At 72.6% G+C, this 23,700-nt stretch carries 12 protein-coding genes; 8 read left to right on the top strand and 4 right to left on the bottom strand.

The annotated features are described in order from the left end of the window. Positions 1-173: 173 nt before the first annotated feature. From OG371_RS35445 to OG371_RS35430, 4 genes are all read left to right on the top strand, one after another. A complete protein-coding gene (locus tag OG371_RS35445) occupies positions 174-2,066 on the top strand; it encodes an HAD-IIIC family phosphatase (protein WP_329060021.1) in 1,893 nt (630 codons plus the stop codon). After that, positions 2,063-2,290: a hypothetical protein gene (locus OG371_RS35440; protein WP_329060020.1), complete on the top strand. Its 228-nt coding sequence runs from the start codon at positions 2,063-2,065 to the stop codon at positions 2,288-2,290. Before OG371_RS35445 ends, OG371_RS35440 begins: the two co-directional genes overlap by 4 nt. Positions 2,291-2,313: 23 nt before the next feature. After that, positions 2,314-3,072, top strand: a complete 759-nt coding sequence (locus tag OG371_RS35435) for a thioesterase II family protein (protein WP_329060019.1) — start codon at positions 2,314-2,316, stop codon at positions 3,070-3,072. Between the two features lie 167 nt (positions 3,073-3,239). After that, positions 3,240-15,188, top strand: a complete 11,949-nt coding sequence (locus OG371_RS35430) for an SDR family NAD(P)-dependent oxidoreductase (RefSeq protein WP_329060018.1) — start codon at positions 3,240-3,242, stop codon at positions 15,186-15,188. A gap of 6 nt (positions 15,189-15,194) precedes the next feature. Here the strand turns inward: OG371_RS35430 and OG371_RS35425 are convergent, their stop codons facing one another. After that, positions 15,195-15,755, bottom strand: a complete 561-nt coding sequence (locus OG371_RS35425) for a TetR/AcrR family transcriptional regulator (RefSeq protein ID WP_329073363.1) — start codon at positions 15,753-15,755, stop codon at positions 15,195-15,197. Between the two features lie 97 nt (positions 15,756-15,852). Here OG371_RS35425 and OG371_RS35420 point away from each other — a divergent pair, with 97 nt between their 5' ends. Then, complete coding sequence (locus OG371_RS35420) at positions 15,853-16,593, top strand: SDR family oxidoreductase (protein WP_329060017.1); 741 nt, start codon at positions 15,853-15,855, stop codon at positions 16,591-16,593. Positions 16,594-16,597: 4 nt separating this feature from the next. Here OG371_RS35420 and OG371_RS35415 read toward each other — a convergent pair whose 3' ends face one another. Further along, positions 16,598-17,818, bottom strand: coding sequence for a cytochrome P450 (locus OG371_RS35415; protein ID WP_329060016.1), 1,221 nt, complete (start codon positions 17,816-17,818; stop codon positions 16,598-16,600). A gap of 124 nt (positions 17,819-17,942) precedes the next feature. Between OG371_RS35415 and OG371_RS35410 the strand changes: the two genes are divergently transcribed. Continuing rightward, positions 17,943-18,563: a TetR/AcrR family transcriptional regulator gene (locus tag OG371_RS35410; protein ID WP_329073362.1), complete on the top strand. Its 621-nt coding sequence runs from the start codon at positions 17,943-17,945 to the stop codon at positions 18,561-18,563. Between the two features lie 3 nt (positions 18,564-18,566). Here OG371_RS35410 and OG371_RS35405 read toward each other — a convergent pair whose 3' ends face one another. Together OG371_RS35405 and OG371_RS35400 are read right to left on the bottom strand one after the other, a co-directional pair. After that, complete coding sequence (locus OG371_RS35405; protein ID WP_329060015.1) at positions 18,567-19,586, bottom strand: aldo/keto reductase; 1,020 nt, start codon at positions 19,584-19,586, stop codon at positions 18,567-18,569. A gap of 72 nt (positions 19,587-19,658) precedes the next feature. Beyond that, on the bottom strand, positions 19,659-19,949 hold the full coding sequence (locus OG371_RS35400; RefSeq protein ID WP_329060014.1) for a hypothetical protein: 291 nt from the start codon (positions 19,947-19,949) through the stop codon (positions 19,659-19,661). A gap of 135 nt (positions 19,950-20,084) precedes the next feature. Here OG371_RS35400 and OG371_RS35395 point away from each other — a divergent pair, with 135 nt between their 5' ends. Beyond that, the gene (locus OG371_RS35395; protein WP_329060013.1) at positions 20,085-21,389 is read left to right on the top strand and encodes a lipase family protein; all 1,305 of its coding nucleotides are present in this window, start codon (positions 20,085-20,087) and stop codon (positions 21,387-21,389) included. Positions 21,390-21,609: 220 nt separating this feature from the next. Beyond that, positions 21,610-23,679, top strand: coding sequence for a PQQ-dependent sugar dehydrogenase (locus tag OG371_RS35390; protein ID WP_329060012.1), 2,070 nt, complete (start codon positions 21,610-21,612; stop codon positions 23,677-23,679). The last annotated feature ends 21 nt before the right edge of the window (positions 23,680-23,700 follow it).

The raw sequence follows: 23,700 nt of genomic DNA, 5'->3' as shown, positions 1-23,700 counted from the left end.
GATTCCTCTCGCGGCGAACGCACGGCGGCCGGCGGGCGCGGCGTGACGCAGGCCACGCCGGCCACGCTGAAATCGTTTTCAGCACAGCCGGCGCCCGCCGGGAAGCCCCTCCCCCGCCCCGTTTTAAGCGGCTCCTAAGCGTGAGTTCAGCGGGACTCGTCAGCATCGGCAGCATGGATTCGACGAGCGCGCCCGCGTCGGCGGTCGACTGGCTGCGCCAGCGGCTGGCCGACGGCGACCTGCCCGACCGCCACCCGGAGCTGGCCCCCCGGCTCGGCACCGCCGGCCCGGCCGAAGTCCGCCAGGCCGGCACGCTGCTGCAGCGGGTCGCGCCCGAGCGCGTCCTGGCCGCGCACCCGGACACACCGGTGGTGCGCGTCGCGGTGACCGGGCATTCGACGCTGGACGCCGTCCGTGCCCCGCTCACCGGGGAACTCGCCCGGCACGGCCTGCTGCTCAAGGCCACCATGACCGACTTCGACAGCTACCTGTTCGCCCTGTCCGACCCCGAGAGCGAGCTGTACCAGGCCGAGCCCGACCTCGCGTTGTGCGTGCTCGACCCGTGGCTGGTGTTCGACGAAGTGCCGACGCCGTGGCGGGTCGAAGACGTCGAGGCGGTGCTCAAGGCCAAGCTGGCCCTCCTCGACGGGCTCGCCCGCACCTTCTCCGCGGCCGGTCGCGGAGTGCTGGTGTACAACACCATCCCGCTGCCCGCGCAGTTCGCCGACCAGCTGATCGACCTGCGCTCGCGGGCCCGGCTGGGCGCGGTGTGGCGGGAGGCTAACGCGGCGCTGCTGCGGCTGGCCGACGACCACCCGGCCGTCGTGGTGCTCGACCTGGACCCCGTGCTGGCCGAGGGCGTGCCGCTGTCGGACGCGCGGATGAGCGTGTACGCCAAGGCGCACCTTTCGGCGGAGCTGCTGGCCCGGTACGCCCACCGGGTGGCGCACCTGGCGCGGGTGCTCACCGGCCGCACCAAGAAGGTGCTCGCGCTGGACCTGGACAACACGCTCTGGGGCGGGATCCTCGGTGACGACGGCATCGAGGGCATCGAGATCGGTGACGGGCACCGGGGCGAGGCGTTCGCCGCGTTCCAGCGGGTCGCCAAGCAGCTCGGCGGACAGGGGGTGCTGCTGGCCGCGGTCAGCAAGAACGACCCCGGCCCGGTCGGCGAGGCACTGCGCGAACACCCCGGAATGGTGTTGCGCGAGGAGGATTTCGTGCGGGTCTCGGCCGACTGGCAGCCCAAGCACCTCCGTCTCACCGGGCTCGCCACCGATCTCGGTCTCGGCGTCGACAGCGTGGTCTTCGTCGACGACAGCGCGTACGAATGCGGTCTGGTGCGCGAAAAACTGCCCCAGGTGGCGGTGGTCGAGGTCGACGCGGAGCCGGCCCGGCACCTCGGCGCGCTGCTGGCCGACGGCTGGTTCGACGCCCGCGAGCTGACCGCCGACGACCGGCACCGACCCATGCGCTACCGCGAAGAGCTGGTGCGCAAGGACTTCCTCGAATCGTTCGACTCGGTCCGCGACTACCTCGCCGAACTCGGCGTGCGGATCCGGCTCGCCCCGCCCACCGCCGCCGAGCTGGCGCGCGTCTCCCAGCTCACCTTGCGCACCAACCAGTTCAACCTGACCACCCAACGGCTCCAGCCGGACCGCGTGCACGAGCTGGCCGGCGACGCGAACGCGCTGCTGCTCGCCGTGCACGCCTCGGACCGGTTCGGCGACAACGGGCTGGTCGGCGCCGTGCTGGGGCACCGCGCCGGAGACGCGGTGGAGATCGACAACTTCCTGCTCAGCTGCCGGGTGTTCTCCCGCGGGATCGAGCAGGCCGCGCTGAGCACCGTGCTGGCGCACGCGAAAGCGACCGGCGCGCGGGAGGTCCGCGCGTCCTACCGGCGGACGGCCAAGAACGAAAAGGTGGCGAAGTTCTATCCCAGGAACGGGTTCACCGTCGTCGCCGAGGACGAGACCAGTGCCGCCTTCCGGCACGACCTGGCCGACATCGCCGCCGTGCCGGAGCACATCGAGCTGACCGCCGACTTCGAGGAGCCGAAGCAGTGACCACGATCGACGACTTCATCGGCCTGCTCAACACCGAGCTGGGCATGGCGTGGACGGCCGACGACCTCGACGTCCACCTCGACCAGCTGCCGGAGTGGAACTCGCTGCACCTGCTGAGCGTGCTGACCCGGCTGGAGCAGTACACCGGGCACGAGGTGTCGCTGCCGGACGCGCTGGTGGCCGGCTCGCTGCGGGACCTCTACGGCGTGGCGACGGCCCGATGACCGCAGCCGATTCCCCTGGCGCCGTGACATCGCCGCTCGCCGTCGACCCGCCGCCCGCGCCGGGCACCGCGCCCCGGGTGTTCTGCTTCCACCACGCCGGCGGCACCGCGTCGGTGTTCACGGGCTGGCAGCGCGAGGCGGGCCGGGCGGTCTCGGTGCACCCGGTGCAGCTGCCCGGCCGCGAACGGCGGCTGCACGACGAATACCCCGACGACATGGCGGCGCTGGTCGCCGACCTCGACGCGGAGCTGTCGCCCTGGCTCGAAGCGCCGCACGTGTTCTACGGGCACAGCATGGGCGCGCTCGTCGCGTTCGCGCTGACCCGCCACCGGCTCTCCCGCGGCGCGCGGCTGCCGGAGGCGCTGGTGACCGGCGCGTTCGGCGATCCCGCGGCGCCGCCGCCGCTGGAGGCCGTGCCGTCGATGTCCGACGACGATCTGCTCGACCTGCTGATCGGCCTGGGCGGGATGTCGGACGTGGTCCGGCGCTACCCGCGGTGGGCCGGGCCCGCGCTCGCGCTGATCCGCGCGGATCTGGCGCTGTGCACCAGTTTCCAGGCCGGGCCGGGCGTCCCGATGCCGGTGCCGCTGCACGCCTTTGCCGGCGCCGAAGACCCGTTGTTGGACAGCACTTCGATCGAGGCCTGGGGCGCGCACACTTCCGCGGGATTCACCGCGGAAGTGGTGCCCGGCGGGCATTTCTTCCTCGCCGGCCCGGTGGCTCGCGCCCGCGTGCTGGCCGCGGTGACCGCCCCGCTCACCGCGGCGGCCGGGGCGCGCTGACTTTAGCCGGTGTGAAGCGGACCTTTACCCGGCGCGAACACGATGGCACAGCGGTCTTCTGACACAGCGGTTTTGTGGCTCAGTGGTTTTCCCTTTTCCGGACGGCCTTCGGCGTGCCCTCGAACGGGCGCGCCCTCGGCGTGGACTACAGGTGGTGAAGCACGGCGATGGTGGCAAACGACACCGACCGGGTTACAGGTGCGGGCGAGCCGGTCGCCTGGCCGATGTCGGCCGATTCCGCGGAGGCGCTGACCGGGCTGGCCGAAGCCTTGCGCGCGCACGTGCTCGCGCAGCCAGGCCTCGCCGCGGAGTCCATCGCGGCGTCGCTCGGCGCGCGGACGCATCTCGCGCACCGGGCCGTCGTGGTGGGCCGCGACCGGGCCGAGCTGGTGGCCGGTCTCGACGCGCTGGTCGCCGGTGAGGCCTCCCCCTCGGTCGTGCGCGCGAACGCGCTCCCCGCGGCCCAGCCCGTGCTGGTGTTCCCGGGACAGGGATCGCAGTGGGCCGGCATGGGCGTGGAACTGCTGGATTCGACGCCGGCCTTCGCCGCGGCGATGGAGTCCTGCGACGCCGCGCTCGCCGAGCACACCGGGTGGTCGGTGATCGACGTGCTGCGCGGAGCCGACGGCGTGCCCGAGCTGGACGGGGTCGCTGTGGTGCAGCCGGTCCTGTTCGCGGTGATGGTCTCGCTCGCCCGGTTCTGGGAGTCGGCCGGACTGCGCCCCGGCGCGGTGATCGGTGCCTCGCAGGGTGAAATCGCCGCCGCGCACCTCGCCGGTGCCCTGTCGCTCGCCGACGCCGCCCGCGTGGTGACCCTGCGGGCACAGGCGCTGGCCACGGTCGCGGGCGACACCGGAATGCTGTCCGTGCCGTTGCCGCCGGAGACCGTGGAACGGGACCTGGCCGAGCATCCCGGACTCACCATCGCCGCGTACAACGGCCCTTCCGCCACCGTCGTCGCCGGTCCGTCGGCGCTGCTCACCGAACTGCGGGAGAGTTACGCCGCCCAAGACGTGCGCGCCCGGGCCGTGAACATCGACTACGCCTCGCACAGCGCGCACGTGGAACCGATCCGTGAGCGCCTGCTGGCCGATCTCGCGGACATCGCGCCGCACGCCGCCGAAGTGCCGTTTTTCTCCACGGTCACCGGAACTTCGGTGGCCGGCGACCGGCTCGACGCCGGGTACTGGTTCCGCAACGAACGCTCCCCGATCCGGTTCGACGCCGCGTTCACCGCCGCCCTCGACGCCGGGTTTCGGCTGTTCCTCGAGGTCAGCCCGCACCCGGTGCTGACCGTCGGCGCGCAGCAGCTGCTCGGCGGGCGCGAGGACGCCGCGGTGATCCCCACCCTTCGCCGCGATCAGGGCACCACGCGGCTGCTCACCTCCGTCGCGACCGCCCACGCCCACGGTGCCGCCGTCGACTGGACGGCCGTGCTGACCCCGGCCCCGGCGGTGGACCTGCCCACCGGAACCGTCACCCGGCCGGCCGAACGGGATCCCCTCACCGTGGTGCTGTCTGCGGTGGCCACGGTGCTGGGCAAGCCCGCCGCCGACCCGGCGTCGACCTTCCGCGAGCTGGGCTTCGACTCGCTGGCCGGCGTCGAGTTCGGCGAGCAGCTGGCCGCCGTGACCGGCCGCCGGGTCCCGGCCACGCTCGTTTTCGACCACCCCACGCCGGCCGCCGTCGCGGCGTGGCTGGCCGGCGGCCCGCCCTCGGCCACCGCGCGCGTCTCACGGCGGGACGACGACGAGATCGTCATCGTCGGCATGGGCTGCCGTTATCCCGGCGGCGTGCGCGGCCCGGAAAGCCTGTGGCAGCTGGTGGCCGACGGGACCGACGCGATCTCCGAGTTCCCCACCGGGCGCGGCTGGGACCTCGACGCGCTGTACGACCCCGATCCCGAGCACATCGGCACCTCCTATACCCGCCACGGCGGATTCCTGCCCGACGCCGGCGCGTTCGACGCCGGATTCTTCGGCATGAGCCCGCGCGAGGCGCTGGCCACCGATCCGCAGCAGCGGCTCATGCTCACCACCGCGTGGGAGACCTTCGAGCACGCCGGGATCGACCCGCGCAGCCTCGGGCAATCGCGGACCGGGGTGTTCACCGGCGTGATGTACCACGACTACGGCGCGCGGCTCGACCCCGCGCCCGCCGGTTTCGAGGGATTCCTGTTGGCGGGCAACACCGCCGGGGTGGTGTCCGGGCGGATCGCCTACGCGCTCGGGCTGGAAGGCCCGGCGATCACCGTCGACACCGCTTGCTCGTCTTCGCTGGTGGCGCTGCACCTCGCGGCGCGGTCGCTGCAGGACGGCGAGAGCGATCTCGCGCTCGCCGGCGGCGTGACCGTGCTGGCCACTTCGCACATCTTCCGTGAGTTCAGCCGGCAGGGCGGGCTCTCCCCCGACGGCCGCTGCAAGTCGTTCTCCGATGCCGCCGACGGGACCGGCTGGGCCGAGGGCGCCGGGCTGGTGCTGCTTGAACGGCGGTCCGACGCGATCCGCCACGGCCACCGGATCCTGGCCGTGGTCAAGGGATCCGCGGTCAACTCCGACGGCGCGAGCAATGGGCTGACCGCGCCGAACGGGCCTTCGCAGGCCCGGGTGATCACCGACGCGCTGGCCGCCGCGGGCCTGGCCGGGTCCGAAGTGGACGTGGTCGAGGCGCACGGCACGGGCACCACGCTCGGCGACCCGATCGAGGCGCAGGCCCTGCTCGCCACGTACGGCCAGGACCGGGAAACGCCGCTGCTGCTGGGTTCGCTGAAGTCCAACCTCGGCCACACCCAGGCCGCCGCCGGGGTCGGCGGGGTGATCAAGATGGTGCAGGCCATGCGTTACGGCGTGGTGCCGAAGACCCTGCACGCCGAGACTCCGAGCAGCAAGATCGACTGGTCGGCGGGCGCGGTCGAGCTGGCGGCCGAGGCCCGGCCCTGGCCGGCCGGCGACCGGGCCCGGCGCGCGGCGGTGTCGTCGTTCGGCATCAGCGGCACCAACGCGCATGTGATCCTCGAGGCGCCGACACCGTCGGAAACCTTTCCCTCCCAACCGGTTCCCGCCGTCGTGCCGTGGGTGCTGTCCGCGCGCACCCCGGAGGCGCTCGCCGAGCAGGCCGCGCGCCTGCGCCCGGCCGCTGCGCTTGACCCGGTGGCCGTCGGGCGGACGCTGGCTACTGGCCGGACCCGCTTCGACCAGCGCGCCGTCGTGCTCGGCACCACCGCCGAGGAGTTCACCGCCGGGCTGACCGCGCTGGCCGAAGGACAGGCCTCGTCCGACGTCGTCACCGGGACGGCGACCGGCGGCAAGGTCGCCTTCCTGTTCAGCGGGCAGGGCAGCCAGCGCGCGGGCATGGGCCGGGACCTCGCCGCGCGCGAGCCGGTGTTCGCCGAGGCGCTGCACCAGGTCTGCGCCGCGGTCGACGAGCACCTGGGCCGCCCGCTGCTGCCGATCATCCTCGCCGAGGACAGCTCCGAGCTGGACCGCACCGAGTTCACGCAGCCCGCGCTGTTCGCCGTCGAGGTGGCGTTGTACCGGCTGGCCGGTTCCGCGGGCCTGGTCCCGGACCTGCTGCTCGGCCACTCCATCGGCGAGCTCGCGGCCGCGCACGTGGCCAGGATGCTGTCGCTGGAGGACGCGGCGAAGCTCGCGGTGGCCCGCGGCCGGCTGATGCAGGCCGCGCCCGAGGGCGGCGCGATGATCGCGGTCGAAGCGACCGAGGCGGAGCTGTCCGCGGCCATCGCCGGACTCGGTGGCGGCGTGGACATCGCGGCGCTCAACGGCCCGGCCTCGGCGGTGCTCGCGGGCGACCCGGAGCGGGCCGAAGCGGTGGCGCAGCTGCTCGCCGGGCAAGGCCGACGGACCAAACGGCTGCGCGTCAGCCACGCGTTCCACTCCGCGCACATGGACGGCGTGCTCGCCGAGTTCGAGCGGGTCGCGTCCGAAGTGGACTGGCGGGAGCCGCGGATCCCGGTGATCTCCTCGGTGACCGGCGCCCCGGGCGACCTGACTTCCCCGGCCTACTGGGCCCGGCAGATCCGCTCGACCGTGCGCTTCGCCGACGGTGTGCGCGCCCTTGCCGAAGCCGGGGCCTCGGTGTTCGTCGAGATCGGCCCTTCGGCGGCCGTGACTCCGGCGGTGGCCGAGACCCTCGACACGACCGCGATCGCCTTGGTCCGTGGCCCGGAAACCGAAACCGCGGACTGGATCCGGGCGCTGAGCGCGGCCCACGCGGCCGGCGCCGAAGTCGACTTCTCGGCGGTGCTCCCCGAGGCCCCGCCGGTCGCGCTGCCGACTTACCCGTTCGAGGAGACGACGTACTGGCTGGCCCCGGTCGCGTCCACCGGATCGGCCGCGCTCGGGCTCGACCCGGCCGCGCATCCGCTGCTGGGCGCGGACGTGCGGCTGGCCGCCGCGGGCGGCGCGGTTTTCACCGGCCTGCTGTCGCGGGGGTCCGCGCCGTTCCTGGCCGACCACACCGTGGCCGGGGCCGTGCTCGTGCCCGGCATGGCCTGGGTGGAGCTGGCCGCCTTCACCGGAGCGCAGCTGGGCACTCCGGTGGTCGAGGAGCTGACGCTGCGGGCACCGCTGGTGCTGCCGGAAACCGGCGCGTTCCGGCTCCAGGTCTCGATCTCCGGTGAGCAGGACGGCCGTCGCGAGATCGAGGTGCACTCCCGGCCGGCGACCGAGCCGGACGCCGAATGGACCCTCCACGCGAGCGGTTCGCTGAACGCCGAGCCCACGCCCGCGGCCCCGCCGTTCTCCTGGCCGCCTTCCGGGGCGACCCGGCTGTCCGACTTCTACCCGACGCTGGCCGAACTCGGCTACGACTACGGCCCGGCGTTCCAGGGCGTCGTCGAGGCGTGGCGCGACGGCGACGACCTCTACGCCGAGGCGCGGCTCCCCGAAGGCGTCGACCCGGGAGCGTTCACCATCCACCCCGCGCTGCTGGACGCCGCCCTGCACGTGGTCGTGCTCGGCTCGCCGGATCCGGCGAAACCGTTGGTGCCCTTCGCTTTCAGCGACGTTCACCTGTCCGGCGGAGCGACCGCGATCCGCGTGTGCGCCCGGCCGACCGGCGAACCGGACCAGGTCTCTTTGACGGTGACCGACCAGAGCGGCGCCGAGGTGGCGCAGATCCGGGCGATGACCCTGCGTCCGACCGCCGCGGAAGCGTTGCGGACGCCCGCTCAATCATTGCTCGAGGTGCGCTGGTCGCCGATCACCGCCCCGGCCGCCGACCTCACCGGCTCGGTCGCGCTGCTCGGCGAGCTGCCGGCCGGCTGGCCGGAGTTCCCCGAACTGACCACAGTGGACGGTGACGCTCCGGCCGTGATCGTGGCGCCGCTGGCCGTCCCGCACGCCAAGAAGGCCATCGCGGCGGCCTTGGCGCTGGTGCAGGACTGGCTGGCCGACGAGCGGTTCACGACGTCCCGGCTGGTCGTGGTCACGCCGGAGACCACCGACCTCGCCACGGCCGCGGTCTGGGGCTTGATCCGGTCCGCGCAGACCGAGAACCCGGACCGGATCACGCTGATCGCCCGCGCCGAAGACGCTTCGGCCGACGCCTTCCAGCGCGCCATCGCCTCCGGCGAGCCACAAGCGGCCGTGCGCGGCGACGTGGTCACCGTGCCGAGGCTGGCCACCGCCGCCCCGGCACCGGATCCGTCCACTCCGGACTGGACCGGCGGCACGGTGCTGGTCACCGGCGGCACCGGCTCGCTCGGCCGGCTCGTCGCCCGGCACCTGGTCACCCGCCACGGGGCCCGGAACCTGGTGCTCACCAACCGGTCCGGCCGCGGTGAGGAGGTCATCGCCGAACTCGCCGAGCTGGGCGCCGACGTCCGGGTGGCGGCCTGCGACGCCGCCGACCGGACCGCGCTGGACGAACTGCTCGCGAGCATCCCGGCCGACCGGCCGCTGACCGCGGTCGTGCACACTGCCGGGATCCTCGACGACGGGGCGTTCCCCGCGCTCACCCGGGAACGCAACGAGGCCGTCTTCCGCCCCAAGGCCGTCGGCGCCTGGCATCTGCACGAGGCCACCGCGGGCCTCCACCTCAGCGCGTTCGTGTTGTTCTCCTCGATCGCCGGCACGGTCGGCACCGCCGGCCAGGCCGGTTACGCCGCGGCGAACGCCTTCCTGGACGCCCTCGCCCACCACCGGCACGCCGCCGGGCTCCCCGCGACCGCGTTGGCGTGGGGCCTGTGGGACACCGACAGCGGCACCGGCGGCATGGGTGGCACGCTCGACCACGCCGACCGTGTCCGGCTGGCCCGCACCGGCGTCGCCGCGATCTCCGCCGAAGAGGGCCTGGCCATGCTCGACGCCGCGCTGGCGCACCCCGCGCCGGCGCTGGTCACCGCGCGCGTCGACCGGGCCAAGCTCACCGACGGCCCGGAGCTGCCCGCGGTGCTGCGGTCGCTGGCCAAGCCGCGCCGCCGGACCCAGGCCGCGCCCGGCGCGCAGTTCGCCGCCCGGCTGCGGGGCCTGCCCGCCGGCCAGCGCGCGGCCGCGGTGCTGGAGCTGGTCCGCGGGCACGCCGCCGAAGTCCTCGGCTACGCGGGCTCCGGCCCGGTCGAGGAGGACCGCGCCTTCCGCGAGCTGGGCTTCGACTCGCTGACCTCGGTCGACCTGCGCAACCGGCTCGGCGCGGCCACCGGGACCCGGCTGCCGACCACCGTCACCTTCAATCACCCCACGGTGCGCTCGCTCGCCAAGTTCGTCCTGGACGAAGTTCTCGGCGCGAGCGAGGACGTGGCCTCCTCGGCGGCCAAGTCCACTTCGGACACCGACGACCACCTGATCGCCATCGTCGGCATGGGCCTGCGCTACCCCGGCGTCTCGTCGCCGGAAGACCTGTGGCGGCTGGTCACCGAAGAGGTCGACGCCACCTCCGAGCTGCCGTCCGACCGCGGCTGGCCGCAGGACCTGTACCAGCCGGAGTCGGACGTGCCGGGCACGTCGATCGCCAACCGCGGCGGATTCCTGCACCAGGCGGGCGAGTTCGACCCGGCGTTCTTCGGGATGAGCCCGCGGGAGGCGCTGACCACGGACCCGCAGCAGCGCCTGCTGCTGGAGACGGCGTGGGAGGCGGTCGAGCACGCCGCGATCGACCCGGAGAAGCTGCGCGGCTCGCGCACCGGCGTCTTCGCGGGCGTGATGTACGACGACTACGGCGGCCGGCTCCAGGGCCGCGGCGCGGCGCCGAACTACGAGGGCTATCTCGTTTCCGGCAGCACCGGCAGTGTGGCGTCCGGCCGCGTCTCCTACACCATGGGCCTGGAGGGGCCCGCGGTCACGGTCGACACCGCGTGCTCCTCGTCGCTGGTCGCGCTTCACCTTGCGGCGCAAGCACTCCGTAACCGCGAGTGCGATCTCGCGCTGGCCGGCGGCGTGACCGTGATGGCGACCCCGGCGACACTGCTGGAGTTCAGCCGCCAGCGCGCGATGTCGCCGGACGGCCGCTGCAAGGCGTTCGCCGACTCGGCGGACGGCACCGGCTGGGGCGAGGGCGCGGGCATGCTGCTCGTCGAACGGCTTTCCGACGCCCGCCGCAACGGTCACCGGGTGCTGGCGGTGGTCCGCGGCTCGGCGATCAACCAGGACGGCGCGTCGAACGGCCTCACCGCGCCCAACGGCCTCGCCCAGGAGCGCGTGGTCCGCCAGGCGCTGGCGAGTGCCCGGCTGACCGGCGCCGACGTGGACGCGGTCGAGGCGCACGGCACCGGGACCCGGCTCGGCGACCCGATCGAGGCGCAGGCCCTGGTCGCCACCTACGGCCGGGACCACTCCGCGGACCGGCCGCTGCTGCTGGGCTCGGTGAAGTCGAACCTCGGCCACACCCAGGCCGCCGCCGGCGTCGCGGGCGTGGCCAAGATGGTGCTGGCGATGCGGCACGGCGTGCTGCCGCGCTCGCTGCACCTGGGTGAGCCGAGCCGGCACGTCGACTGGTCGGCGGGCTCGATCCGGCTGCTGGCCGGCGCCGAGTCCTGGCCGGAGGTGGACCGGCCGCGACGCGCGGCGGTGTCCTCGTACGGCATCAGCGGCACCAACGCCCACGTCATCCTGGAGGAGCCGGTGCCGGCCGCGGAACCGGCCGTCGCCCCGGCTCCCCCGGCGCTGCCCTGGATCGTGTCCGGCCGGACCCCGGAGGCGCTGCGGGCACAGGCCGCCCGCTTGCACGCGCATCTGACCACAGTGGACGCTGATCCCCTCTCGGTGGCTGCCACCCTCGCCGTCGGCCGGTCGCGGTTCGAGCACCGCGCCGCGGTGGTCGGGACCGGCACGCCGGAGCTGCTGGCCGGGCTCGCCGAAATCGCCGACGGGAGCACTGCGGGAGTCACCGCGCTGGCCGGGCGGACCGCGTTCCTGTTCACCGGGCAGGGCAGCCAGCGTCCCGGCATGGGGCTGGAACTCGCCGCGGCGAGCCCGGAGTACGCCGCCGCGTTCGAGGAGGTGTGCGCGGCTATCGACCCGGCGCTGGGCCGTTCGCTGCGGGCGCTCATCGCCGACCCCGACGGCGCGGAAACCTTGTCCCGCACCGAGTTCGCGCAGCCGGCGCTGTTCGCCGTCGAGGTGGCGCTGTTCCGGATGCTCGAACACGCGGGGTTGCGCCCGGACCTGCTGGCGGGCCACTCCATCGGCGAGATCGCCGCGGCCCACGTGTCGGGCGTGCTCTCGCTGGCGGACGCCGCGACGCTCGTCTGCGCACGCGGCCGGCTGATGCAGGCGCTGCCCGAAGGCGGGGCGATGGTGTCCGTCGCGGCCACCGAGGACGAGGTGCTGGAACTGCTGGCCGGGCACGAGGACACGGCCGGCATCGGCGCGCTGAACGGTCCGGACTCGACTGTCCTTTCCGGAGCCGAGGACGTTGTCACCGCCCTCGCCGCGTTGCTCGCCGAACGGGGCCGCAAGACCAAGCGGCTGCGCGTGAGCCACGCGTTCCACTCGCCGTTGATGGACCCGATGCTCGCCGAGTTCGAGGCGGTGGTGTCCGGCCTGACCTTCCACCCGGCCCGCATCCCGCTGGTGTCCACGCTGACCGGAGCCGCGGCCTCGGACGCGGAACTGGCCGGCCCGGCGCACTGGGTGCGGCACGTCCGCCGTCCGGTGCGGCTGCTGGACGCCGTCCGGGCGCTGCACGACCAGGGCGTCACCCGGTTCCTGGAGCTGGGGCCGGACGCGGTGCTGACCGGCGCGGTCGCCGGCTGCCTGCCGGACGACGCCGTGGTGCACGCCGCCGCGCTGCTGCGCCGCGACCGGCCGGAACCGGTCACCGCGACCACGGCCGTCGTGTCGGCGCACCTGCGTGGCGCGGAGGTCGGCTGGGCCGGGTTCCTCGGCCGCGGGGCCGGGGCGGAGCTGCCGACCTACGCGTTCCAGCGCGAGCGCTTCTGGATCGACAGCCAGGTGGTGCCGGCCGACGCGGCCGGGCTGGGCCTGGGCACCGTCGACCATCCGCTGCTGGGCGCGGCGCTGGAGCTGCCGGACGACGGCGGCACGGTCTTCACCGGGGAGCTTTCACTCGAGAAGTACCCGTGGCTGGCGGATCACGCGGTCGGCGGCTCGGTGCTGGTGCCGGGCGCGGCGATGGCCGATCTCGCGGCGTGGGCCGCGGCCCGGCTGGGCGCGGCATCGGTGACCGAGCTGATCCTGTCGGCTCCGTTGCTGCTGCCGGAAACCGGCGGCGTCCCGATCCGGCTGACCGTGGCCGGGCCCGACGAGCACGGCTCGCGCGCCGTCACCGTCCACTCCGGACAGCCGGACCCGGTGAGCGGCGAGACCGGGTGGACCCGGCACCTGACCGGGGCGCTGGGCGAGGACGACCTCCCGGCGGAGTCCCTCACCGAGTGGCCGCCGCCGACCGCGACCGCCGTGGACCTCGACGGGATGTACGCCGGGCTCGCCGACCACGGCTACGGTTACGGCCCCGCGTTCCAGGGGCTCACCGCGTTGTGGGCCGACGGCGACGACCTGCTCGCCGAGGTCGCGGTCCCCGAGGAGGCCCCCGCCGCGGCCGACGGTTTTGTGCTGCACCCCGCGCTGCTGGACTCGGCGCTGCACCCGCTGGCCCGGGCGGCCACCGAGGCCGGGACCGTCCGGCTTCCGTTCTCCTGGTCGGGAATCCGGGTCTTCGCCGAGGGCGCGACCTCGATGCGCGTGCGCCTGCGGCCGACCGGGACGGACACGTTCCAGCTGCACCTGGCCGACCGCGGCGGCTCGCCGGTCGCGGTGATCGACGCGCTCACCGTGCGGGAGCCGGACGCCGCCGCGATGAACGCTTCGGTCCCGGGCCTGCTCGGCCTGGACTGGGTGCCACAGCCGCTGCCCGAGTCACCGGCGGCGCCGCTTGTGGCCGTCGGCCCCGGGGCGGCGGTCTTCGCCGCGGCGGCCACCGCCATCGGCTGGGAAGTGGCCACGCACGTGGACGTCACCGAGGCACTGGCCACCGAGCCGAGCCGGTCCGGGGACCTGCTTTACGTTGCGGCGCCGGCGGAATCCGATGTCGTCGACGCGACCCGGGCCGGGACACACGCGTTGCTGGCCGCGGCGCAGACGTGGCTCGCGGCCGGTCCCGGCACCGGACGGCTGGTCGTGCTGACCGGCGGTGACCTGGCCGGTTCGGCGCTGTGGGGCCTGATCCGCAGTGCGGAAACGGAAAACCCGGGCAACTTCGGTCTGGTCGACCTGGACGGCACCACCGAGTCGTTGCGGGCGTTGCCCGGATTGCTCGACGCACAGGTCTTCCAGGCGAGGCTGCGCGAGGGCGCGGCAGCCACGCCGAGGCTGACCCGCCTGCGCGTGCCCCAAGGCGAACTCGACCTGTCCGCGGGCACCGTGCTGATCACCGGCGCGGGTGGCGCGCTCGGCCGGTTGACCGCCCGGCACCTGATCACCGCACACGGCGCCCGGCACCTGCTGCTCACCGGCCGGCGCGGCCCGGACTCCCCGGCGGCCGTCGAGCTGGTGCGAGAGCTGACCGAGCTCGGGGCCGAAGCCACGTGGAAGGCCTGTGACGCAGCCGATCGGGACGCCGTGCGCGCGCTGCTCGACGGTGTGCCCGCGGAACGGCCGCTGCTCGGCGTCCTGCACGTCGCGGGCGTGCTCGACGACGGCACGATCGGCGCACTCACCCCGGAGCGGTTCGACCGCGTGACCCGCGCGAAGGTCGACGCCGCCTGGCATCTGCACGAACTCACCCGGGATCTCGGCCTGCGGGTGTTCGCGCTGTTCTCCTCGGTGGCGGGGGTGCTGGGCACCGGCGGCCAGGCCAATTACGCGGCCGCGAACACGTTCCTCGACGAGCTGGCCCGGCACCGCGCCGGCCTCGGCTTGCCCGCGGTCTCCCTGGCGTGGGGCCTGTGGGACGGCGACGGCATGGGCGACGCGCTCTCGGCGGCCGACCTCGCGCGGCTGGGCTCGCTGGGCCTGACCGCCATCGAGCCCGGCCACGGCCTGAAGCTGCTCGACGCCGCGCTCACCGGCGGGCATCCGGTGGTGGTGCCCGCGCCGGTGGATTCCGCGCTGCTGCGGGAAAAGGCCGGCTCCGGGACGTTGCCGCCGATGTTCGCCGGCCTGGTCAAGGCTCCGGCGAAACGCGCGCAGGCAGCCGGCGGCCCGTCGTTCGCCGAGTCGGTCGCCGCGGCCGCCGAGCCCGAACGGCTGCCGCTGGTGCTCGACAAGGTCCGCTCGATCGTCGCGAAGGTGCTCGGCCACCAGGACGCCACCCGGATCGGCGCCGAGACGGGCCTGCTGGACCTGGGCCTGGACTCGCTGACCGCGGTGGAACTGCGCAACGAGCTGGGCTCGGTCTTCGGCCTGCGCCTGCCGACAACCGTCGCGTTCGACTACCCGACCCCGGCCGCCCTGGCCGGCTCACTGGCCGCGGCGCTGACGCCCGAAACCTCGGCACCGCTGTCGCTGTCGCTGGAAACCCTGCTGGCGGCGCTCGACGAAACCCTCGGCACCGCCGACGAAGCCGGACGAGCCGAGCTGAAGTCGAGGCTCCAGCGCGTGATGTCCACACTGGACGAAGCCGACACCACGGCGTTGGACACAGCCACCGCATCCGACGACGAAATGTTCGCCTTCATCGACAACGAACTCTCCCACTGAGGAGACTCAACGCGGGCGCAGACCATCCACAATCACCGCCACCACGGTCTGCGCCCGCGCATCCCACTCCGCCTCAGGAATCCGCGACAACGCGCCCAGCAGCAGGATGACGTCTGTGGCATCGACGTCCGCACGCACCTCGCCGGCGTCCTTTCCGCGGTCGAGCATCGTTTCGAGCGCTTCGTCGAGACGGTGATGGTGGTCGGAGTACAGGTCGTGCCAGGCCGAGGCCTCGATCGCCGCCATGACGCCGCGTTTCACGCGCGCGTATTCGACCAGCCGGTCGAACCAGCCGGTCAGCGCCCGGAGCGGGGGGAACTCCGCGAGCAGCGGCGGTACGGCGTCGACGAGCTGGGTCAGCTCGTAGCGGTACACCTCGGCCAGCAGGTGCTCGCGGGTCGGGAAGTGGCGGTAGAGCGTGCCCTGGCCGACCCCCGCCGATTTGGCGACCCGGTGCAGTTTCAGCTCGGCCGCCGCGCCGTTGGACTCGCTCAGTTCCGCCCGCGCGGCCTCCACGATCCGGTCCCGGTTGGCGACCGCGTCCGACCTGCGCTCACGGCTCGTCACCACGCCGCCTCCCCTCCTGCGTAGCCAAACGGACAAGTGTCCGGTACCGTGGAAACGGCAAGCGGACACTTGTCAGTTTAGAACAGGAGAGCTAGCGATGAGCACACTGGACAGCAAAGTCGTCGCCATCACCGGCGCCAGCAGCGGGATCGGCGCGGCCACCGCCCTCGAGCTGGCCGGCCGGGGCGCGGCCGTCGTGCTGGGCGCCCGCCGGACCGACCGGCTCGACTCACTCGTGGCGCAGATCCGGGACCACGGCGGCCGCGCCGAGATGCTGGCCGCCGACGTCACCCGGCGCGCCGATCTGGAGCAGCTGGTGGCGCTGGCCGTCGAACGGTTCGGACGCCTCGACGTCCTGGTGGCCAACGCCGGCGTCGCCCGGATCGCGCCCATGGCCGACCTCGACGTCGAGGCCTGGGACACGATGATCGACATCAACCTGCGCGGCGTCCTCCACGGCATCGCCGCCGCCCTGCCCGTGTTCCGCGAGCAAGGCCACGGGCACTTCGTCACCACCGTCTCGACGTCCGGCCTCAAGATCGTCCCGACCCAAGCCGTGTACGCGGGCACCAAGAACGCCGTGCGCACCCTGCTCGAAGCCCTGCGCCAGGAGTCCACCGACGGCGCCCTCCGCACCACGTCGGTCTCCCCCGGATTCGTCCGCACCGAACTCGTCGACTACCTCGGCGACGCCACGGAGCGCGAGCAGGCCCAGAAGACCATGGCAGCGCTCGGAATCAGCCCCGACGCCGTCGCGCGCGCCATCGCCTTCGCCATCGAGCAGCCCGACGACGTGGAGATCGGCGACATCACCATCCGCCCCACCCGCCAGGGCTGAGTGGTCACCAGGTGACGGGCAGCTCGTTGACCCCCTGGATCGTCGTGCCCGGCCGCAATTTCAGGTCCTCCACCGGAACGGCGAGGCGCAGCGTCGGGATCCGGTCGAACAGCGCGGTGATGATCACTTCCAGTTCCAGCCGGGCCAGGTTCTGGCCGAGGCACTGGTGCACGCCGTAGCCGAACGCGATGTGGTGCCGGGCCTTGCGGTGGATGTCGAACTTGTCCGGGTCCTCGAAGACCGAGCCGTCGCGGTTGGCGATGGAGTTGGGCACGATGACCCCCTCGCCGGCCCGGATGAGCTGTCCGTCGACCTCGATGTCGGCGGTGGCGATGCGGCTGCCCGCGAGGTCGGCGATGGCCAGGTAGCGCAACAACTCCTCGACCGCGCCCGGCACCAGACTCGGGTCGGCGCGCAGGGCGGCCAGCTGGTCCGGGTGGTCCAGCAGGGTGATCACGCTCAGCGAGGTCATGGACGCCGTGGTCTCGTGCCCGGCGACGAGGAGCAGGAGCGCGGACGCGACCAGCTCCTGGCGGTCGATCTCCCCGCGCGCCAGCTGCCCGGACACCAGACTGCCGAGCAGGCCCGGCCCCGGCTCGGCCTGCAGCCGGGTGATCAGCCCGTCCAGGTAGCCGGCGAGGTCCTTGCGCGCGGCGATGAGCCCCTCGGCGTCCGTCGACTGCACGAGCCGCCGGCTGGCGTCCTGGAAGAACTCGTGGTCGGCGTAGGGCACGCCGAGCATCTGGCAGATCACCATCGACGGGACGGCCAGGGCGAACCGGCTGACCAGGTCGGCGTTCGGCCCGGCCGCGAGCAGGTCGTCGATGAAGCCGTGGACGATCCGCTCGATGTCCCCGCGCATCCCCTTGACGTGCTTCACGGTGAAGTCGCCGAGCACCATCCGCCGCCGCGGCCCGTGCTCCGGCGGGTCCATGCTGATGAACGCCTTCGGTGCCGCGCGGAACCCCTTGAACCGTGGCGAAGCCGCCGGGAAGTCCTCGCGGGTGCGATCCGAGGACAAGCGGGGATCGCCCAGCAGCTTGCGCGCGGGTCCGTGCTTGGTCACCACCCACGCCTCGCGGCCGTCGAAGAGCTTGATCTTGCGCAGCGCGCCTTCCTCGTCGCGCAGCCGGAGATAACCCTGGGGCAGCTGGTAAGGGCAGGTGCGGTCGTCCGGAAAGGCCGGGGCGTCTTCGGTCCGCGGTGTCAGAGCAGTCTCGGTCATCGATCCCCTCGAGTCTCCAGCCAGCGAAGAGCTGGGCGATTAAAGAACTGTCAGTACTCTAACCCTGGACTAGGGTACGCTCCAGAGAACGCACCGAACTCTCAGTAAACTCTCAGGAGTCGATCTGTCACAGAACGTCGAGACCCTCGATTCGCCGGTCGACCACCGCAAAGGGCCACGGCGGCGCGGCGAGGAGCTGGAGCACGCCATCCTGAAGGCGGCGCTCGACGAACTCACCGAGGCCGGTTACCCCTCGTTGACCATGGACCGGATCGCCACCCGGGCCCGCACCAGCAAGGCCGCGCTCTACCGCCGGTGGCCCAGCCGCGCCGAACTGGTCATCGACGCCTGCAAGGCGCACGGCATCACCAAGCTGGAGGCGCCCGACAACGGGGAGCTCCGCGCGGACGTGCTCGCCCTGCTGCGGCAGATCGCGGCGAAGATGGACAGCCCGCTCGGCGGCATCCTGCGCGGCCTGCTCGCCGAGCTGACCCGCGACGAGGAGTTCGCCCGGCTGGTGCGGGAGCGGATCCACACCGCGGGCCCCACCGCGATCAGCGTGGTGCTGGCGCGCGCCGTCGAACGCGGCGAGGTCGACCCGGCGATCCTCGGCTCCCGGCGCGCCATGGTGGCCACCGACCTGATCCGCAACCAGTTCCTGCTCTACGGCGCGCCGATCGACGAGGAGGTCATCATCGAGATCGTCGACGAGGTGTACCTGCCGCTGGTCCGGATCGGCGGCTGAGCCCTAGCCGACGCGGGCGGAAACCTCGTCCAGCACGGCGGTTTCCGCCGCGGTGAGGACCAGTTCCGCGCCGGCCAGCAGGGCCGGGAGCTGTTCGACCGTGCGGGCGCTCGCCAGTGGCGCGGTCACCTCCGGCCGGCCGCGCAGCCAGGCGATCGCCACCGCGGCCATGTCCACGCCGCGGGCGGACGCGATCTGCTCGACCGCGTCGACCACCGCGAGCCCGGCCGCGCTGAAATACCGCGAGGCGAGGATCTCGCGCGGGCCCCGGCCGAATTCCTGCTTTTTCGTGCGGTGCTTGCCGGTCAGCAGCCCGCCGACCACCGAGAGGTACGGCTTGACCTTGCTGGACAGGCCGATCTTGCGGTAGCTGCCGACCAGGAACCCGCTGGCCAGCGCGAGGTACGGCACCGAGCCGATGCCCGCTTCGACGAGGACGGGCGCGATCTCACGCTCGTACGGCCGGCGCGCCACGAGGTTGTAGTGCGGCTGGACAACGGCCGGCAGCTCGAATCCCTCACGACGGCAGACCTGAAGCCATTCGGTGATCCGGGCGCCGGTGTAGTTCGACAGGCCCACCGCGCGGATCTTGCCGGCCTTGAGCTGCGTGTTGAACGCCTCGGCGGTTTCGGCGAGCGGGGTCTTGGGGTCGTCGAAATGCGCGTAGTACACATCGACGTAATCGGTGCCCAGCCGCTTGAGCGAGGCGTCGAGCGCCGCCGCGACGTTGGCCGGGGCCAGCCCCTTGAACTGCGGGTGCGTGCTCACCTTGGTGCCGATCACCACGGAATCGCGGTTCTTGCGGGCGGCCAGCCACGAAGCGATGATCGCCTCCGACTCGCCACCGGAATTGCCCGGCACAAAAGCGGAATACCCGTCCGCGGTGTCGATGAAGTTGCCGCCGCCCGCCGTGAACGCGTCCAGCACCCGGTGCGAGGTCGCCTCGTCGCTGGTCCAGCCGAACGTGTTCCCGCCGAGCGCCAGCGGGAAGACATCGATTCCGGAATGGCCGAGCTGGGTCATCGACGGTCCTTTCACTGGCGCCGGGGAGAATCCCCAGCGCCATGATTACCACAAGCCGCGGCCGGGCCGCCGCTACTCGCGGGCCCGATCCGGGGCGTCCAGTACGACCAGGACGCCGCCGACCCGCAGCCGGGCCTGCCAGGACTGCGCGCTGGGCACCGGTTCGACCGGGAAATCCGGCTCCCGCAGGGTAAGCAGCGTCGTGGCGACCGCGTCGGCGGTGGCGCCGCCGAGCCAGCTCAGCCACACCCGGCCGTCCGCGCGGACCTGTGGGCGCACCACGACGTCGTCCGGAAACCCGGCGCTGGCCATGACCCAGCCGAGTACTTCCTGGCCGCGTTCCGCCGGGTCCTGAGTGTCCATATCGGTCACCCTAAACCGCCGGGCCGTCTTGACGGGCTTGACCGATCATGGAGGTCCCGCACTTGATATCCCCCGGGTCCCGGTGCATGCTACTCGCCAGTAGGTGACGACGACGTCTCTCTCTGGGGGAACCCGATGAAGGTCAAACCGCGCGGTGTCATCCAACGGCGCAGCGTCCTGGCTGCCGTGATCACGCTGATCCTGGCCTCACTGGCCGGAAACCCGGCGGCGAGCGCGGCGACGGCCGGGAGCGATCCGTTCTACTCCTATTCGGGCAGTGCCCCGTTGTCCTCGTTCGCGCCGGGCACAGTGCTCAAGACGCGCACCGTGCCGTACCACGTCATCGGGATCCCGCTGCCGCTGCAAGTCGTGCAGCTGCTCTACCGCTCCACCGGCCCGCTCGGCCAGCCGACCGCGAACGTCACCTCGGTGGTGAAGCCGCCCGTCGCCCCGGCCACGCCCAAAGCCGTGAGCTACCAATCGTTCTACGACTCGCTGAACCCGGAAGACGGGCCGTCGCGCGCCATCGCCGGCGACGTCCGGATCCCCGGGCTGATCGCCAACTTCGAGAGCGTTTTCCTCGTGCCGTGGCTGACGCAGGGCTACACCGTGTTGTTCCCCGACACCGAGGGCCAGACCGCGGACTTCGCCGCCGGGCCGGAGTACGGGATGAACACGCTCGACTCGATCCGGGCCGCGGACCGGTCGCCGGCCACCGGGCTCACCCAGGACACGAAAGTCGGCGCGATCGGCTACTCCGGCGGCGCCATCGCCACCGGCTGGGCCGCGCAGCTGGCCCCGTCCTACGCCCCGGACGTCAACCGCAACCTGGTCGGCGCGGCCGAGGGCGGGGTGCTGGCCAACCCGCGCAAGAACCTCGACTACGTCAGCGGGACCCCGGTCTGGGCCGGCGCGCTCATCATGGCCGTGATCGGCGCCGGGCGCGCGTACGACATCGACCTCACGCCGTACCTCAACAGCCAGGGCTTGGCGCTGTACGACAAACTCCAGCACTCCTCGATCATCGACGCGCTGCCGCAGAGCTCGGGGCTGACCTGGCAGAAACTCGTCAAACCCCAATACGCCTCCAGCCCGGAGAGCATCCCGGTGTTCGTCGACACGATCAAGAAGATCACCATGCTGGGCGCCGCCTCCCCCACCGTGCCGATGCTCATCGGCCAGGGCGCGAACGGCGTCCTCGAAGGCACTCCGGGGAAAAAGCCCGGCATCGGCGCCGGTGACGGGGTCATGGTCACCGCGGACGTGCGGGCGCTGGCCCGGCAGTTCTGCGCCGACGGGACCGCGGTGCAGTACAACCAGTACGACCTGCTTTCGCACGTGGGCACCGCCGCCGCCTGGTTCCCGCTGGCACTGAGCTGGCTGGACGGCCGGTTCGCCGGGAAGACCGCGCCGGACAACTGCGGCCAGATCCCCAGCTGACCGATATTCGCGCCGAAACGCCCCTCGTCCGCACCTGGACGAGGGGCGTTTCGGCGTTCAGGAGCAACCGCGTGAGAAAGCGCTTCCGCTGACGGGGAAGGCCGATTGACACCCCACCGTGGCCGGTGCTGTAATCACCCTCGCTATTAGGAAAGTTTCTTTACTTGGGTCCGCCGTCCCCATGCCCACGCCCGAACCCCGAGTCGTCTGGGAGGAAGCAGTGACCCGCTTCAAACGATGGTGCGCGGCCTACAGCGGCGCCGCGGCACTGGTCATGGTGATGGCGCTGATCGCGCCGCCGTCGCTGGCCCAGCCCGCCGCCGATACCCTGCTGTCGAAGGGAAAACCCGCCACCGCCTCGTCCACGGAGAGCTCCGCCTACGCCGCGGGTGACGCGGTCGACGGCAAGACCACCACCCGCTGGGCCAGCAAGGAGGGCGCCGACCCGCAGTGGCTCAGCGTCGACCTCGGCGCGACCGCTCAGATCAGCCAGGTGGTGCTGAGCTGGGAGGCCGCGTACGCGAAGTCGTACGAAATCCAGGTTTCGGCGGACAACACCACCTGGAACACCGTGTACTCCACCAAGAACGGCAAGGGCGGCACCGAAACGGCGACCACCACCGGCGCGACCGGCCGTTACGTCCGCTTCTACGGCACCGCCCGCGGCACGTCGTACGGCTACTCGCTGTGGGAGTTCCAGGTCTCCGGCCACCTGACCACGGGGACGACCCCGGCCGCGCCGGCCAACCTGCGCACCACCGCGGTCACCGACACCGCGGTGTCGCTGGCCTGGGACGCCGCGGCCGCGGGCAGCGGCGGCGCCGTCACCAAGTACAACGTGTTCCAGCACGGTTCGCAGATCGGCACCGTGGACGGGAAGACCTTGTCGTACCAGGCAACCGGGCTGACGCCGAACACCCAGTACTACTTCACCATCTTCGCCGAGGACGGTGCCGGCGGCATTTCCCCGCCGTCGGCCGAGCTGCCGGTCAAGACCGCCGCGTCCAGCGACACCGAGCCGCCGACCGCGCCGGCCGACCCGCACACGACCGCCGTCACGGCCAACACCGTTTCGCTGGCGTGGAGCGCGTCCACGGACAACGTCGGCGTGGTCGGCTACGACGTCTACAACGGCACCACCAAGGCCGGCACCTTCGCGGGCACCTCGGGCACTATCGACGGCCTGGCCCCGGCGACCGCGTACACCTTCACCGTGCGGGCGAAGGACGCGGCCGGCAACGCCTCCGATCCCAGCAAGGCCGTGACCGCGAAGACCGCCGGCGGCAACGGCGGCGGTGGCACGAACCCCGGCGAGGTCACCCAGATCACCACCGACTCCGACGTCCCGTGGGGGCTGGCCTTCCTGCCCGACGGCTCGGCCCTGGTCTCCGAGCGGGACACCTTCCGGCTGGTCCGGATCACCCCGGCGGGCAAGCAGACCGTGGTCGGCAAGGTGCCCGGCGTCGACACGACCGGCGGCGAGGGCGGCCTGCTCGGCCTGGCCGTGTCGAAGGACTTCGCCACCGACCACTGGCTGTACGTGTTCCACACCAGCTCGTCGGACAACCGGATCGTGCGCTTCCAGTACGTCAACGACAAGATCAGCGGCGAGCAGGTCCTGCTCACCGGGATCGCCCGCAACCGCTACCACAACGGCGGGCGGCTGGCGTTCGGCCCGGACGGCAAGCTCTACGCCACCACCGGCGACGCCCAGAACGGCGACAACGCGCAGAACCTGAACTCCCTCAACGGAAAGATCCTCCGGCTGAACCCGGACGGCAGCGTGCCCGCGGACAATCCCCAGTCCGGCAAGTATTTCTGGAGCTACGGGCACCGCAACGTCCAGGGGCTGGCGTGGGACTCGAAGGGCCGGCTGTGGGAGTCCGAGCTGGGCGACTCGAAGCAGGACGAGGTCAACCTGATCGTCAAGGGCGGCAACTACGGCTGGCCCGCCTGCGAGGGCACCTCGGGCAGCTGCGACAACCCGGGTTTCATCGCGCCCAAACGAACGTTCTCGCCGACCGCCAAACACTCCCCCAGCGGCCTGGCCATCGTCGGCGACGTGCTGTTCATGTCCGAGCTGACCGGCCAGGAGGTGCAGCGAATGCCCATCTCCGGTGACTCGCTGCCGTCGGCGAAGACGTACTTCACCGGCGCGTACGGGCGGCTACGGACGATCGTCGCGGCTCCCGACGGGAGTCTCTGGCTGACCACCACCAACGGGGACAAGAGCGGGACACCCGGCAAGCTGGACAACAAGATCCTGCGGATCGCACTGACCGGCGGCTGATCGTTCGGTTCGCCCCGGCCA

This window comes from Amycolatopsis sp. NBC_01480 (assembly GCF_036227205.1).
Classification (GTDB): Bacteria; Actinomycetota; Actinomycetes; order Mycobacteriales; family Pseudonocardiaceae; genus Amycolatopsis.
Note: the sequence above shows the minus strand (reverse complement) of the source record. Positions and strands in the feature narration are given on the sequence as shown.

Excerpts from the sequence above, each read along its gene's own strand:
- OG371_RS35445 (WP_329060021.1), top strand. The coding sequence starts at position 174 with ATGGATTCGACGAGCGCGCCCGCGTCGGCGGTCGACTGGCTGCGCCAG.
- OG371_RS35430 (WP_329060018.1), top strand. The coding sequence starts at position 3,240 with ATGGTGGCAAACGACACCGACCGGGTTACAGGTGCGGGCGAGCCGGTC.
- OG371_RS35420 (WP_329060017.1), top strand. The coding sequence starts at position 15,853 with ATGAGCACACTGGACAGCAAAGTCGTCGCCATCACCGGCGCCAGCAGC.
- OG371_RS35415 (WP_329060016.1), bottom strand. The coding sequence starts at position 17,818 with ATGACCGAGACTGCTCTGACACCGCGGACCGAAGACGCCCCGGCCTTT.
- OG371_RS35405 (WP_329060015.1), bottom strand. The coding sequence starts at position 19,586 with ATGACCCAGCTCGGCCATTCCGGAATCGATGTCTTCCCGCTGGCGCTC.
- OG371_RS35400 (WP_329060014.1), bottom strand. The coding sequence starts at position 19,949 with ATGGACACTCAGGACCCGGCGGAACGCGGCCAGGAAGTACTCGGCTGG.
- OG371_RS35395 (WP_329060013.1), top strand. The coding sequence starts at position 20,085 with ATGAAGGTCAAACCGCGCGGTGTCATCCAACGGCGCAGCGTCCTGGCT.